This window comes from Glutamicibacter sp. NPDC087661 (assembly GCF_044743275.1).
Lineage (GTDB): Bacteria > Actinomycetota > Actinomycetes > Actinomycetales > Micrococcaceae > Glutamicibacter.
Genome location: NZ_JBIUWE010000004.1, coordinates 197503 through 211596 on the forward strand (window position 1 = coordinate 197503; position 14094 = coordinate 211596).

At 63.6% G+C, this 14094-nt stretch carries 11 protein-coding genes; 6 read left to right on the forward strand and 5 right to left on the reverse strand.

Annotated elements, in window-relative coordinates; all coding sequences use genetic code 11:
- Positions 1–506 precede the first annotated feature (506 nt).
- A complete protein-coding gene (locus ACIOTN_RS12385; RefSeq protein ID WP_105656517.1) occupies positions 507–1301 on the reverse strand; it encodes a carbon-nitrogen hydrolase family protein in 795 nt (264 codons plus the stop codon).
- Between the two features lie 75 nt (positions 1302–1376).
- A complete protein-coding gene (locus ACIOTN_RS12390; protein ID WP_105656516.1) occupies positions 1377–2405 on the reverse strand; it encodes an aldo/keto reductase in 1029 nt (342 codons plus the stop codon).
- A gap of 193 nt (positions 2406–2598) precedes the next feature.
- Between ACIOTN_RS12390 and ACIOTN_RS12395 the strand changes: the two genes are divergently transcribed.
- The gene (locus ACIOTN_RS12395) at positions 2599–3195 is read left to right on the forward strand and encodes a TetR family transcriptional regulator (protein ID WP_181148784.1); all 597 of its coding nucleotides are present in this window, start codon (positions 2599–2601) and stop codon (positions 3193–3195) included.
- A 13-nt stretch (positions 3196–3208) separates the two neighbouring features.
- On the opposite strand, the gene ACIOTN_RS12400 is transcribed toward ACIOTN_RS12395, so the two are convergent.
- Positions 3209–3796, reverse strand: coding sequence for a TetR family transcriptional regulator (locus ACIOTN_RS12400; protein WP_105656514.1), 588 nt, complete (start codon positions 3794–3796; stop codon positions 3209–3211).
- Positions 3797–3879: 83 nt separating this feature from the next.
- On the opposite strand from ACIOTN_RS12400, the gene ACIOTN_RS12405 reads away from it, so the two are divergent.
- A complete protein-coding gene (locus ACIOTN_RS12405) occupies positions 3880–4656 on the forward strand; it encodes an SDR family NAD(P)-dependent oxidoreductase (RefSeq protein WP_105656513.1) in 777 nt (258 codons plus the stop codon).
- Between the two features lie 136 nt (positions 4657–4792).
- Here the strand turns inward: ACIOTN_RS12405 and ACIOTN_RS12410 are convergent, their stop codons facing one another.
- Positions 4793–6310 carry a cation:dicarboxylate symporter family transporter gene (locus ACIOTN_RS12410; RefSeq protein WP_402735434.1) on the reverse strand — a complete coding sequence of 506 codons (1518 nt, stop codon included), beginning with the start codon at positions 6308–6310 and terminating at the stop codon, positions 4793–4795.
- A 462-nt stretch (positions 6311–6772) separates the two neighbouring features.
- Between ACIOTN_RS12410 and ACIOTN_RS12415 the strand changes: the two genes are divergently transcribed.
- The gene (locus tag ACIOTN_RS12415) at positions 6773–8626 is read left to right on the forward strand and encodes an ABC transporter ATP-binding protein (protein ID WP_105656511.1); all 1854 of its coding nucleotides are present in this window, start codon (positions 6773–6775) and stop codon (positions 8624–8626) included.
- Between the two features lie 127 nt (positions 8627–8753).
- On the opposite strand, the gene ACIOTN_RS12420 is transcribed toward ACIOTN_RS12415, so the two are convergent.
- Complete coding sequence (locus ACIOTN_RS12420) at positions 8754–9527, reverse strand: IclR family transcriptional regulator (protein WP_105656510.1); 774 nt, start codon at positions 9525–9527, stop codon at positions 8754–8756.
- A gap of 216 nt (positions 9528–9743) precedes the next feature.
- Between ACIOTN_RS12420 and ACIOTN_RS12425 the strand changes: the two genes are divergently transcribed.
- The 3 genes from ACIOTN_RS12425 to ACIOTN_RS12435 all read left to right on the forward strand — a co-directional run bounded on the left by ACIOTN_RS12425 (position 9744) and on the right by ACIOTN_RS12435 (position 14090).
- A complete protein-coding gene (locus ACIOTN_RS12425; RefSeq protein WP_332486400.1) occupies positions 9744–11129 on the forward strand; it encodes an NAD-dependent malic enzyme in 1386 nt (461 codons plus the stop codon).
- A gap of 79 nt (positions 11130–11208) precedes the next feature.
- Positions 11209–12840 (forward strand): malate synthase A, encoded by a 1632-nt coding sequence (aceB, locus tag ACIOTN_RS12430; RefSeq protein WP_105656508.1) that lies wholly within the window; start codon positions 11209–11211, stop codon positions 12838–12840.
- Positions 12837–14090: a DUF6986 family protein gene (locus ACIOTN_RS12435; protein ID WP_105656507.1), complete on the forward strand. Its 1254-nt coding sequence runs from the start codon at positions 12837–12839 to the stop codon at positions 14088–14090. Before aceB ends, ACIOTN_RS12435 begins: the two co-directional genes overlap by 4 nt.
- Positions 14091–14094: the final 4 nt, after the last annotated feature.

The window sequence follows — 14094 nt, forward strand, 5'->3', positions numbered from 1 at the left end:
CATGGTGGATCCTAATCAGACTAGTGGAAGGCGCAAGGCGGGGGAAGAGCAGTATTCCAACGACTATTCACCGATCAGCAGCATCTGGGGTTAGCGGTATGCGGCCCCAGGGCATCCTCGGTTAATCAGTGTGCATCCTCGTGACCGCCAAGGGCAGCGTCCGGGCCACGGTTGGCAGGCCGGCAGGCGGGCCGCGAGTAGTGCTGGCGATTCATCTGGCGACCGCAACACCGCTACGCTTCTGCCTCGCTTTCGCTGAATTCGCGACTAGATCCAGCGGAATATCCCTGCTATCGCGCAGCGGGCGGGCGGTAGCCTCGCGGGCTTCTCGCACTTAGCGGTGGGCCATGGCATCGAAAAGCGCACGGGCGGAAACTCGGATTGGGCGAGCACATCCCCTCAAGGGTCCTGCTGGAAGCGCGCAGTAATATCCGGGATCCCATCCTCGCCGCCGGCGCCAGCGATGGGCTGGCTGGTAAGCCTCAATTGCTGAGCCAACCGCCTGGCTACAGGTCGACCGCGTTGGCCAGCACCGGCAGCTGCTTGCGAGCGGCCTGGACCTGACTGAGATCCAGATCGACTACCAGCAGCTCGGGTTCTGCACCGGCCCGGGCAATAATGCGTCCTAGCGGATCAACCACCACCGAATGCCCGACGCCCAAAGGCGCGGTACCGGTGATCTTGCGTCCAATGCTTTCAGGATCAGCCTGGTCCACTGCCACCACGAACGTCGTCGCGTCCAAGGCGCGGGCCTGCGCAAGGGTGGTCCACTGCTCGGCCTTGCCCTCGCCCTGGCCCCACGAAGCGCTGACGATATTGACCGCTGCACCAGCCTTCGCATGGCGGGTGAACAAGCGCGGGAACCGCAAGTCGTAGCAGGTGGCCAAACCGATCGTCGTTCCCTCATGCTCGAACTGCACCGGAGAAGTTCCGGGCGTCACCGAATCCGACTCGGCATAGCCGAAGGCATCGTAGAGGTGGATCTTGTCATAGTGGGTATCTACGCCTTCACCGGCGACCAGCAAGGTGTTGCGTACCCGGCCGCCTTCACCGGGGGTGAACATGCCCACGGCAATGGTGATGCCTATATCCCGCGCCTGCTGGCGGATCAGTGTAGCCCAGGGCCCATCCAGGGGTTGCGCGTACTTGGCGAGATCGTGGCCGAAGGAAACCTGCATGGCCTCGGGGAAGACCACCAGCGAGGCGCCTGCTTCCTTTGCCCGGCGCGCATGATCGCGCACTGTTACCAGATTGCGCTGCGGATCAGCGGTGCTCAGAACCTGCGCCAAAGCGATTCTCATGGGATAGTCCTTTCCTGCTGCCAGCTGCTGGCTATGCGCTACCTTCACGACTCTACGCAGTAGCGATCAGCGAAGCTACATCCGGGCCATCTGCACCTCTTCACGGCCCTTGGACACCGACATCACGTCCTTTTGGCGCTCACCGTCCACCTGGGCAGCCAAGGCATCCAGCTGCGACATTGATTCCAGGGATAAGCGGACATCCAGCGCCCCCAGATTATCCTCGAAGTGCGCGCTGAAGCGGGTCCCCGGAATCGGGGAGACGGCCACATTGAATGCGCGTGCTTTTTCATAAACCCACGCCAGTGACACCTGGGCGGTTGAAACACCTTCGCGCTGGGCCACCTCCGCGATGACTTGCCGCAATGGATGGTTGTGCTGCATGCGGGCCGCTTCGAAGCGCGGGAAGTTATGGCGGATGTCGTTGGCTTCAAGCTGCTGCAGGGAATCAACTTCTCCGGTGAAGTACCCGCGACCCAGCGACGCGTAGGTCACCAGGCCCACGCCGAGTTCACTGGCGGCTGGCAAGAGCCATCTTTCGATGTCCCGGCTGAAAATCGAGTACTCCATCTGGATCGCGGAAATTGGATGCACCTTGTGGGCTCGGCGCAGCTCCTCGGAAGTCACTTCGGACAAGCCGATGTGCCGGGCCTTCCCTGCTTCGACTAGCTCCTTGTAGGCTCCGACAGTCTCCTCGATTGGCACCCGGGAATCCACCCGGTGGTAGTAGTACAGGTCAACGTGGTCTACGCCCAGCCGCTGCAGGCTCGCATCCATGCATTTCTTGATGAAGTCCGGGTCGCCATTAGCGCGTGGGTCTCCCGGATTCTTCGGACGCACGATGCCCGCCTTGGTTGCCAGGGTGACTTCGCCGCGACGGGTTTTGAGCACCTGCGAGAGCAGGGTTTCGTTGTGCCCTTCGCCGTAGATGTTGGCGGTATCCAGGAACGTGACGCCGCGATCAAGAACATGGTTCAAGGTGCGCAGGGATTCGGCATCGTCGGCCGATCCGTAGGGCCCGCTCAGGGACATGCAACCAAAACCCTGCGAGGTGGCTTCCAACCCCTGGCCGAGGTCGATGCTGTTTGCGATCTGCTGTGCCATGGTGGTCCTTCGAGTAGTCAGTTTCTCTCTTCTTGAGCCTAGCGAAGCAGGATTCAGCGGTCATCATGTTCCGTGATTTATTGAGTTCCGTGAACTGCGGCCGAAACGACACACCGTAGCTAAAGTGGCAATGACCAGCATAAAGAGACTGTGTCTCACTTCTGCCCTTGAATCTCAGAGTAAAATTCTTGCCATGGGAAGCGTGGTTCGCGATCGAGTGCGCGAAAAGATGAAAGTCGAGTTGGCGGAACAGGTTTATGCCGTGTTCGCCGAACGCGGCATGGAGAACGTCACCGCCCAGCAGGCAGCCCAGGCAATCGGAATATCCCGTGCCACGTTCTTCCGGTACTTCTCGTCAAAAGAGGACGCGGTAGTTACTGCGTTGCGTTCCATGACCGCGCACTTCTCCGACATGGCCAGCTCCATGTCTTCGCATCCGGGCGAGAGCTTGTTGGAGCTTTTGCGCCGCAGCTTTGAATCGGCAGTAGTATTCGCTGAGCAGGATCCGGTGGCGATGCAGGGCCGCATTGAGCTGGTCAGGAGCACCCCTGCGCTCCGGGCCAGCTGGCAGGAATCCCGGCGAGAGCAGCAGGTAGCGCTGGCCCAGGCGCTGTCGCCGTTCTGCGCGAACCAGCGGCTGGCTGAAACCGCCGCGTTGCTGGGTCTGGCCCTTTACGACCATGCACTGACCCGTTGGGTTGGGACGGCGGGCAGTACACTTCGCGAGATCCTCGATGAAGCCTTCGACTTCGCGGCCATGATCGATGACAACTGGGCGGAGAAGCGCTAGCAACCGCTACAGGCTACGGCAAGCGAAGCACCTTGATCGCCTCGGCCAAGTACGGTTCCGGGCTGGGGTCAGCAGATTGCGCCCAGCTGATCCATGCTGCAAAAGTCACCGTGCCGAAGGCCAGCGCCAGATAGGGCGCCGTCTGCGCGCTGACCCCGCCTTCCGAGAAATGCCGCAGCACCCGCTCGTTGTCCTTGCCCATCCGCATCGAGGCCTGGGCCAGGAGCTCGGGCTGGTCAGCGATAAGCCGCAGGCGTCCTCGCGTGACCTCCGGATCCGGCAGCGAATCGAAAGCTGCCACCGCAGCAGCGTGCATGGCACCCACCAGGTCGTGGCCCTCCTGCTTCGCCGAGGCGAAGGCGCCGTCTGAAATGGCCGAAGCTTCCAGCAGGCCGCCCCACACCAAATCCGCCTTGGAAGCGAAATAGCGGTAGAGGCTCTTGCGTCCGATTCCCGCTTCTTCGGCAATTTGCGCCATCGAGACTTCGCCATAGCCATGCTTGGCGAAGAGCGCCAGGGCGGTGCGGGCCACGGAGTCGGGATCAATGGACTGCGGGCGCCCAGGCAGGTGCGTGGCAACGGAATCTCGGGTGTCAGGCATATCCCAATTATGGCCCATTGAGTTAAGACACAGTGTGTCATAACATGAAACTACCAATTCATCGGCAACCAGAAGGAACGGTTATGGGCATGGAAAACGCATGGCAGGAAAAGGTCACCGCAGAACGTTTTGCCGGCAAGACAGTGGTGGTCACTGGCGCCGGTTCGGGCATCGGCAAGGCCACCGCGCTGCGCGTGGCCAAGGAAGGCGGCAAGGTGATCGCCGCGGACATCAGCCGCGAACGGCTCGATGAGCTTGTTGCCGAGAACCCGGATCTGGACGTTGCCGTTGTGGCCGGCGACATCACCGACCAAGCGGTAGTGGACCAGGTAGTGGCAGCTGGCGAGGGGCGGATCGATGCGCTGGCCAACGTCGCCGGCATTATGGACAAGTTCGAGCCGATCCACGAGATCGAGGACTCGACCTGGGAACGGGTCATGAATGTGAACGTCAATTCCGTTCTGAAGCTGACCCGTTCGGTGGTCCCGCTGATGCTCGAGGCCGGCCAGGGCAACGTGGTCAATGTGGCTTCGGAAGCTGGCCTGCGCGGCTCGGCCGCCGGCGTCGCATACACGGCCTCGAAGCACGCGGTCATCGGCATGACCAAGAACTCGGCTGTCATGTACGGCAAGAAGGGGCTGCGTTTCAACGCAGTGGCTCCGGGTGCGGTGCAGACCAATATCGAGGCTCCAATGGCCTCCGAATTTGCCCAGCAGGTAATCCCTCCGCTGATGGGCATCATTCCGGGCATGGCTACCGCAAGCCAGCTCGCCGCCTCGATCACCTTCCTGCTCAGCGAGGACAGCACCAACATCAACGGCGTGGTCCTGGCTTCAGATACCGGCTGGAGCGCCATCTAGCAAGGCCTGCCTGGAGACGAGTTTCCCTGCCAGCAGGTGGAACGGCCATCGGCCGGGGTGCACTGGAAAGCTCCAGTGCACCCCGGCCGATTAGCTCTCAAGGTCCCCGCAGTTTTCCGTGCGGCAACCGCCTGACTCAGCTGCGCGCTTCTGCGCGTTCCTCATCGGGGTAGCTTTTTTGCGTGGCCGCAGCTGCTTCGGCTTCGGTTGCCGGGCTCATATCGAACTTGAGCAGGGCCTCCGGGGTGGGGCCACCGCCGAACTTCGGTGAAGGCTGGCCGCCGTTGGCTACGCGTTCGGCCTCCATGGCTTCCCATTCCTCATCGCGTCCGAGCATGCGGGCCGAGTCCTCATTGGTGATTTCCCCGGCGAAGGCGCGCTTCATTGCCTCGCGGTCGAACTGCCCTTCCCATTTGGCGACCACGAAGGTGGCCACGCAGTTGCCCAGCAGGTTCACGGCAACGCGCATCGAATCCATGATGCGGTCCGCGCCCAGCAACAGGGCCACGCCGGCCACCGGGAAGATGCCCAGGGCGGCTGCCGTCGCCGATAGGGCCAAGAACGAGGATCCAGGGACGCCGGCCATGCCCTTGGAAGTCAGCAGCAGGATGCCCAGGGCGGCAAGCTGCTGGCCAAAGCTGAGATTGTGGCCGAACGCCTGGGCCAGGAACAGCAGCGAGATGGACAAGTAGATGGCCGCACCGTCGAGGTTGAAGGAATATCCGGTCGGGACCACCAAGCCGGTGGTGGCGCGGGAGCATCCGGCGTTGGTCAGCTTGGTCATGATGCGAGGCATCACCGACTCGGTTGATGCGGTGCCCAGGGCCAGCAGGAATTCCTCGCGGGTGTACTTGATGAATTGCCACAGCGGAACCCGCGCAAATCCCCAGGCGATCAGGAAGAGGATGCCGATGAACAGCAGGGCCGCGGCGTAGCAGGCGAGAATTAATTTCGCATAGGTGCCCAGTGTCTCGATGCCGTATTGGCCGATGATGAAGCCCATGGCGCCGAAGGCACCCACGGGTGCGACCCGCATGACCCAGCTCATGACCTTGAAGATCAGCTCCAGGACGTTCTCGAACACCGCGAGCAGTGGTGCGCAGCGTTCCTGGCCGACCACCACGATGGCTGCGCCGAAGAAGACCGAGAAGAACAACACCTGCAGCAAGTTATTATCCGCGAAGGCGCCGATGACGCTGACCGGGATGATTCCCAGGATGAAGTCGGCGGCCCCCTTGGCCTCTCCGGATTTCTCTTCGATGGCCCCGGCGTCGAGGGATGACGGGTCGATGTTCAACCCGGCGCCTGGCTGGAAGAGGTTGGCAATGATCAGGCCGAAGACCAGGGCGAAGAGTGTGGCGCAGGTGAAGTAGACCAATGCCTTGACGCCAACGCGTCCCACTGCCTTGACATCGCCCACCGCCGCAATGCCGGTGACAATCACCAGGAAGATCAGCGGGGCGATGATCATCTTGATCAGCATGATGAATCCGTCGCCCAGCGGGCGCAACTCGGATCCGACCTTCGGCAGGAAGTGGCCGATCAAGACGCCGGCGACGATTGCGACGCCAAGCTGGAAGAACAGGGAAGTGTAGAAAGGTTTCTTGGGGGTTGGCTCAGCGACCCGGAAGTCGTCTGCGGATTTGATTTTCATGGCTGCTCCTGAGGATGGACTCGCTCCGAGGTATGTGCCCGTGGCTTGGATGGTGTCAACTGTAAGGCACGTCACAATATTCCGCAATGAAAAAAGATAATTTCGTTATGCGGAATGGATTCCTTCTGGATTATGGAATTAATCCGTGTTTGATAGGCATTTATCTGGCTCCGAGTACCGCTGTGCCGATGGCGGCAGCGTTGGGCGTGTCACGCGCCATCGGGGGCTCGTGCTGTGCCGCGCGGGGCCGGCGAGGAATGAACCCGGGGGTACCGCTGTTCTTGATGCAGGGATCCCTCTTGATGCAGGGATCCCGGTTATTGCGCGTCGGGCAATCGGGCTGTGTCGCCCGGGCTGGCCGCCGTAAGCTGACCCTACCTGGAAGTCGCGGATGGCTTACTGGGATCATGGACAAAGGTGGAACCCACCGATTACTTCCAGCAGGATTGAGAGCACTCACTTATGAGCATGGAAAGCGCCGCCTGGCATTCGCTATGGAAGCTGTCAGGAGACAAGGGCAAGGCCTACGCTCCAACCACGCCTAAGCGAGTGCTGAAGTTCGCAGCCAGCTACAAGTCCCGGCTGCTGGTCTTCGTCGTCTTCTCCATCTTCGCCGCAGTCCTGGCCGTGATCACCCCGGTGCTCGCTGGACGGGTGGTCGACGAAGTCGTCGCGCAATCCGGGGTGCGGACGATCATCAACTTGGCTCTGGTCATGGCGGGGATCGCGATCCTGGATGCGGTGGTGTCCGTAGTGGTCCGCTGGTTCTCCTCGCGCTTGGGCGAGGGCATCATCTATGACCTGCGCACCGCAGTCTTCGACCATGTGCAGAAGATGCCGGTGGCATTCTTCTCGCGCACCAGGACCGGTGCGCTGGTCAGCCGCTTGAACAACGATGTCATCGGCGCGCAATCCGCCTTCGCCGGAACCCTTTCCGGGCTGGTCTCCAATACCGTGGCGCTGGTGCTCACCGCTGCGGTCATGTTCACCACCTCGTGGCAGGTCACGCTGATCGCTCTGGTGCTGCTGCCGATTTTCCTCTTGCCCGCCCGCCATTTCGGCAGGTCCGTGGCCCTGCTGCGCCGTGAATCCGCGGACCTGAACGCGACCATGGGCAACCAGATGACCGAGCGCTTCTCCGCCCCCGGCGCCACCTTGATCAAGCTTTTCGGCCGTCCCAAGGACGAGTCCGAGCAGTTCGCGCTGCGTGCCGGCAAGGTGCGGGATATCGGCGTCAAGATGGCCATGCGCCAGTTCTACTTCGTCGCCGCACTGACCCTGGTTGCGGCCCTGGCACTCGCCCTGGTCTACGGTCTGGGCGGCATGTACGCGGTACGTGGCGATCTGGCCGCCGGCGACGTGGTGGTCCTGGGCATGCTGCTCACCCGCCTCTACACGCCGCTGACCGCACTGGCCAACGCGCGCGTGGAAATCACCAGCGCGCTGGTCAGCTTCGACCGGGTCTTCGAGGTGCTGGACTTGGAGCCGCTGATTGCCGATGCCCCGAACGCCCGCCGCCTCGAGGCCGGGGCGGTGCCGGTGAGATTCAACCACGTGAGCTTCTCCTACCCGAGCGCCGACAAGGTCTCGCTGGCTTCGCTGGAAGAAGTCGCCATCCTGGACACCCGCGGCGGCGAAGAGGTCCTGCACGATATCGACTTCGAGATCCCCGCGGGCCAAACCTACGCGCTGGTCGGCTCCTCGGGTGCGGGCAAGTCCACCATCGCCTCGCTGCTGGCGCGCCTGTACGACGTGGATTCGGGCAGTGTTGAACTGGCCGGCGAGGATATCCGCCAGCTTGAGCTCGATTCGCTGCGTTCGACGGTGTCCATGGTGACCCAGGACGGGCACCTCTTCCACGAGAGCATCCGCTCCAACCTGACGCTGGCCCGGCCCGAAGCGACCGAAGAGCAGATCTGGGAGGCGCTGGAGCGTGCCCGGCTGAAGCCGGTGATCGCTTCCTTGCCCGATGGCCTGGATACCGTGGTGGGCGAGCGGGGCTACCGGCTTTCCGGTGGCGAACGCCAGCGCATGACCATTGCCCGTCTGCTGCTGGCAGCACCCCAGGTAGTCATCCTGGATGAGGCGACGGCGGCCCTGGACTCGTCGAATGAAGCGGCGGTGCAAGCGGCGCTGGGCGAGGCGCTGGCAGACCGCACGGCGCTGATCATTGCCCACCGCCTGTCGACCATCCGCTCGGCGGACCAGATCCTGGTCGTGGAGGGCGGGCGCATCGTCGAGCGCGGAACCCACAGCGAGCTGCTGGCCTTTGGCGGACGCTATAGCGAGCTGCACGAAACCCAGTTCGCGCAGTAGCACGCCTGTTCGCCGGCTCCATAGGTGTTCCGGCACCAGCGCGAACTGAGATGCCCGCCTGGGCGGTCGATGCCATCGACTGCCCAGGCGGGCATCTTTGCTTGCGTGCCGGAATCGCCAAGCGCGGCTAGTCCGCCGCGGCCACCAGCTGGCGTCCCAGCTCGCGGGCCGCCTCCTGCAATACCGGCACCGCGCTGTCGATGAAGGCCTCGTCAACGCGGGTCACCGGCCCGGAAACCGAGATGGCCATCGGCGTTGGCGCGCCCGGTACTGGCACGGCGATGCAGCGAACCCCTAGTTCCTGCTCTTCCTCGTCGATGGCGTAGCCGCGTTCGCGGGTGGCCTCGACATCGGTGAACAGCTTGCCCAGGGTGGTGATGGTGTTCGCGGTCTTCGGGGGCATGCCCGCCTGCGAGACCAAACGCTGCACGCGCTCGTCATCCAGCACCGAGAGCACGGCCTTGCCGACCCCGGAATTGTGCAGCATGGCGCGGCGTCCGACTTCGGTGATCATGCGCATCGAGTGGGCTGACTGCACCTGGGCGATGTAGGTGACCATGTCTCCGTCGAGCACCGCGATATTCGCCGATTCGCCCAGCTTCGCGACCAGATCCTTCAGCGCAGGGGAGGCCAAGGCGCCCAGCTGGCGGTTGGCTACCTCGCCCAGCCGGATCAGCCGCGGGCCCAGTGAATAGCGGCGGTTGGGCAGCTGGCGCACGTAGCCCACTCCGACCAGGGTGCGCAGCAGGCGGTGGATGGTCGGCAATGGCAGGGGAGTATCGGCGGCAAGCTCGCTGAGCGCGGCTTCTCCGCCGGCACGGGCGATGACTTCCAGGAGCTCGAAAGCACGTTCGACGGACTGGACGCCGCCGGTGGTGGACTTGCTGGAAGTCTGCGTCATCTTTGCTCCTAATAAAGGCACTGGTTTCGGAAGAGGGCTACGCATTACTTCTACGATGCGAAATCCTAGTCCCAAGAATAGCGCAGAATCAGGCTTTTCTTCCACGATCCGATATTAACTCGGCAAAAAATCGTGCCGGGCGCCACAAAACACTCTTGCATTTTCATTTTGAGGATAATAGTATCCACTATACGGAAACTTTTACAGGAGGATCAGATGGCAGCACCAAGCCCGGGATATTCACTCACGCTTCGCGTCCAGACACCTGCGTCGATTACCGCTACCAGCGAGCTGGCCGGCGCGGTCGGTTCGGCCGGCGCGCACATCACCGCCCTGGATGTCACCGAGTCCAACCACACCCACATGGTGGTGGACGTTTCCTGCAACACCACCGACGTGGCCCACGGCGAGACCGTGCGCGCGGCGCTGGATAACCTCGATGGCGTAAGCGTGCGCAACGTCTCGGACCGCACCTTCCTGATGCACCTTGGCGGCAAGCTCTCGGTGACCCCCAAGGTCGCCCTGCGCAACCGCGATGACCTCTCCCGCGCCTACACCCCGGGTGTCGCCCGCGTCTGCATGGCCATCGCCGAGAACCCTGCCGATGCGCGCAACCTGACGGTCAAGCGCAACACCATCGCCGTGGTCACCGACGGCTCGGCCGTGCTGGGGCTGGGCAATATCGGCCCGGCCGCAGCCCTGCCGGTCATGGAAGGCAAGGCGGCGCTGTTCAAGCAGTTCGCCGATGTCGATGCCTGGCCGGTCTGCCTGGACACCCAGGACACCGAGGAGATCATCATGATCGTCAAGGCGCTGGCACCGGTCTACGGCGGGGTGAACCTCGAAGACATCGCCGCCCCGCGCTGCTTCGAAATCGAGGCCCGGCTGCGCGAAGAACTGGACATCCCGGTCTTCCACGACGACCAGCACGGCACCGCAATTGTCACCCTGGCCGCGCTGCTCAACGCGGTGAAGGTCGTGGACAAGAAGATCGAGGACCTGCGCATCGTGGTCTCCGGGGTCGGCGCGGCCGGCAACGCGATCATCCAGCTGCTCATGGCCCGCGGCGCGCAGAACATCATCGCCTGCGGACGCAATGGCGCGATCACCCGCAACGAAGCCTACGCCGATGCGCACCGCACCTGGCTGGCGGAAAACACCAATCCGCAGAACTTCACCGGCACCCTGAAGGAAGCCATCGCCGGCGCGGACGTCTTCATCGGCGTCTCGGCCCCGAACGTGCTGGACGAAGCCGATATCGCCGCCATGAACGAGCGCGCCATCGTCTTCGCCATGGCCAACCCGGATCCCGAGGTGGACCCGGAACTGGCCGGTCGCCACGCGGCGGTGGTCGCCACCGGGCGCAGCGACTTCCCCAACCAGATCAACAACGTCCTGGCATTCCCAGGTTTCTTCCGCGGGCTGCTGGATGCAGGCGTCACCGAGATCACCGACGCCATGCTCCTGGCCGCCGCGGACGCCATTGCCGCGCGGGTCAGCGAATCAGAGCTGAACCCCGGATTCATCATCCCGTCGGTATTCGACCCACAGGTCGCCTCCGATGTGGCCATGGCAGTGCAGGACGCAGCCGCCGCCAAGTAGGCGCTGCGCAGCAAGACCTTAGGGTGCATGTCAACGCACCCTTCATTGGAACAGAGCACAAGAAGTTAAGGAACAACCCATGAGTATTGAAATCACCAGCATCCCCGACGTCGCCGATGCCCAGCAGATCCTCTCGGGCGAAGCGCTGGCCTTCATCGAGAAGCTGCACCAGAAGTTCGCTGGCACCCGCGATCAGCTGCTGGCCGCACGCGGCGTGCGCCGCCAGCAGTTCTCCGATGCCAAGTCCATCGACTTCGATCCGCAGACCGAATCCGTGCGCACTGGCGACTGGAAGGTCGCCGAAGCCCCAGAGGCGCTGCGCGACCGCCGCGTGGAGATCACCGGCCCGGCCTCCCCGGCCAAGATGGCCATCAACGCGCTGAACTCCGGCGCCAAGGTCTGGCTGGCCGACCTGGAAGATGCTTCCACTCCGAGCTGGTTCAATGTCATCGATGCGATCTCCAATCTCTCGGCCGCCGCCCGGGGCACCTTGGCCTTCACCGATGCGAAAACCGGCAAGTCCTACGCACTGCGCACCGACGCCCCGCGCGCGGTCGTGGTGGTCCGCCCCCGCGGCTGGCACCTGCCGGAGAACAATGTGCTCATCGACGGCAAGCCGGCGGTCGGTGCACTGGTCGACTTCGGCCTGCACTTCTTCCACAATGCCAAGGTGCTCGCCGAATCGGGACAGGGCCCGTTCTACTACCTGCCGAAGATGGAGCACTACCTGGAATCGCGCCTGTGGAACGAGGTCTTCACCTTCGCCCAGGCCGAGCTGGGCATCGCCCACGGAACCGTGCGCGCCACCATGCTCATCGAGACCATCCCGGCCGCCTTTCAGATGGAGGAATTCCTCTACGAGCTGCGCGAGCACGCCTCTGGCCTGAACGCGGGCCGCTGGGACTACCTGTTCTCCATCATCAAGACCTTCCGCGAAGCCGGCGAAGCGTTCATCATGCCCGACCGCTCGGCCGTGTCGATGACCGCGCCGATGATGCGCGCCTACACCGAGCTGCTGGTCAAGACCTGCCACAAGCGCGGGGCTTTCGCCATGGGCGGCATGGCGGCGTTCATCCCGAACCGCCGCGAACCAGAAGTTACCGCCGCCGCCTTCGACAAGGTCCGCGAGGACAAGTCCCGTGAGGCCAACGACGGATTCGACGGCTCCTGGGTCGCCCACCCTGACCTGGTTGAGCTGTGCAAGGAGATTTTCGACGCGAAGCTCGGTGAGAAGCCGAACCAGATCGACCGCCAGCGCCCGGAGGTCGAGGTCACCGCGGCCCAGCTGCTGGACGTGGCCAGCGCTCCTGGCGATGTCACCGAGGCCGGCGTGCGCGCCAACCTCTACGTGGCCGTGAACTACGTGGCCGTGTGGCTCTCGGGCAACGGCGCGGTCGCCATCCACAACCTGATGGAAGACGCCGCCACCGCGGAGATCTCGCGCTCGCAGATCTGGCAGCAGATCCGCAACCAGGTGGTCGCCGCCGACACCGGCAACACCATCACCGCCGAACTGGTTGCTGGCATTCTCGCCGAAGAGGTTGAACGCCTGCGCGCGGAGGTCGACAATGAAGAGCACTTCAACGCCTACTACCAGCCGGCAGCGGAACTGATCGCGAAACTGACCAGCGGCAAGGACGAGGATTTCGCGGACTTCCTCACCACCCCAGCCTACGAACTCTTGGAAAAGGAATACGTGACCAAGCCATGAGCAACACCTTCGATGAGTCCACGCTTGCCAGCGTAGAAGCAAAGCTGGCCGCCACCGACCGGCTGCTGGAAACCTCCTACCCGGGGGATACCGGAGCCCGCCAGCCGATCCATACCGTGTACGTCCCCGGGGACAAGTACACCGTGGACCTCCCAGAACGTTGGGGCCACAACGCAGTAGCCACTGCCGGAGGACTGATTGGCCTATCCGCCTTGGCGGCCAAGCTCAAGCTGGCCGAACCAGAGCGCTTGGCGGAACTGGTTGGCGCGAAGCTGGCAAGCGAACCCATCGAAGATCTGCGCCTCGATTTCGAGGACGGCTACGGCAACCGCACGGATGCCGAGGAGGACGCCGCAGTGCTTGCCGCGGCCGACTCGGTATCCGCCGCGGTGGCCGCCGGCAAAGCCCCGGCCTGCATCGGCATCCGCTTCAAATGCTTCGAAGCACCCACCCGGGCCCGCGGGATCCGCACCCTGGACCTGTTCATCACCCGGCTTCTGGCCAACGGTCCGCTGCCCGAGGGCCTGCGCCTGACCCTGCCCAAGGTGACCACCGTGGCCCAGGTCGAGTCCATGGTCTACCTGGCCGAGAAGCTGGAAGAAGCCCACGGGCTGGAAGCCGGACGCATCCGCTTCGAAGTGCAGGTGGAAACCCCGCAGGTCATCCTGGCCGCCAACGGAACCCATCCGGTGGCCCAGCTGATCGCCTCGGGCAAGGGCCGGGTATCCTCGCTGCACTACGGAACCTACGACTACTCCGCGTCGCTGGGCGTGGCCGCCGGATACCAGTCCATGGAGCACCCGGTAGCGGACTTCGCCAAGGACGTCATGCAGGTGGCCGTAGCCGGCACCGGGGTGGAACTGTCCGACGGCTCCACCAACATCATCCCGGCCGGCGACCCGGAGAACATTGCGGCCGCCTGGGAACTGCACGCCCGCCTGGTCTCCCGCCACCTGTCCCGCGGCATCTACCAGGGCTGGGACATGCACGAGAATCAGCTGGTCACCCGTTACCTGGCCACCTTCGCCTTCTTCCGCGAAGGCCTGCAGGCAGCCGGAACCCGGTTGCGCAACTACGTCCACCAGATCAACTCGGCCATCATGGACGAGCCGGCCACCGCACGGGCCCTGGCCCGCTACATCCACCGCGGGGTGGCCTGCGGTGCGGTCAGCGCCGACGAGGTCACCGAACTAGCCCAGATCACCCTGCCCGAACTCGAGGCGATCGCCTTGAACCGCTCCCACGCCTAAGGAC

Coding starts and splice junctions, on each gene's coding strand:
- ACIOTN_RS12410 (WP_402735434.1), bottom strand. CDS start 6,310: ATGAAAATCAAATCCGCAGACGACTTCCGGGTCGCTGAGCCAACCCCC.
- ACIOTN_RS12420 (WP_105656510.1), bottom strand. CDS start 9,527: ATGACGCAGACTTCCAGCAAGTCCACCACCGGCGGCGTCCAGTCCGTC.
- aceB (WP_105656508.1), top strand. CDS start 11,209: ATGAGTATTGAAATCACCAGCATCCCCGACGTCGCCGATGCCCAGCAG.
- ACIOTN_RS12415 (WP_105656511.1), top strand. CDS start 6,773: ATGAGCATGGAAAGCGCCGCCTGGCATTCGCTATGGAAGCTGTCAGGA.
- ACIOTN_RS12390 (WP_105656516.1), bottom strand. CDS start 2,405: ATGGCACAGCAGATCGCAAACAGCATCGACCTCGGCCAGGGGTTGGAA.
- ACIOTN_RS12395 (WP_181148784.1), top strand. CDS start 2,599: ATGGGAAGCGTGGTTCGCGATCGAGTGCGCGAAAAGATGAAAGTCGAG.
- ACIOTN_RS12425 (WP_332486400.1), top strand. CDS start 9,744: ATGGCAGCACCAAGCCCGGGATATTCACTCACGCTTCGCGTCCAGACA.
- ACIOTN_RS12400 (WP_105656514.1), bottom strand. CDS start 3,796: ATGCCTGACACCCGAGATTCCGTTGCCACGCACCTGCCTGGGCGCCCG.
- ACIOTN_RS12405 (WP_105656513.1), top strand. CDS start 3,880: ATGGGCATGGAAAACGCATGGCAGGAAAAGGTCACCGCAGAACGTTTT.
- ACIOTN_RS12435 (WP_105656507.1), top strand. CDS start 12,837: ATGAGCAACACCTTCGATGAGTCCACGCTTGCCAGCGTAGAAGCAAAG.
- ACIOTN_RS12385 (WP_105656517.1), bottom strand. CDS start 1,301: ATGAGAATCGCTTTGGCGCAGGTTCTGAGCACCGCTGATCCGCAGCGC.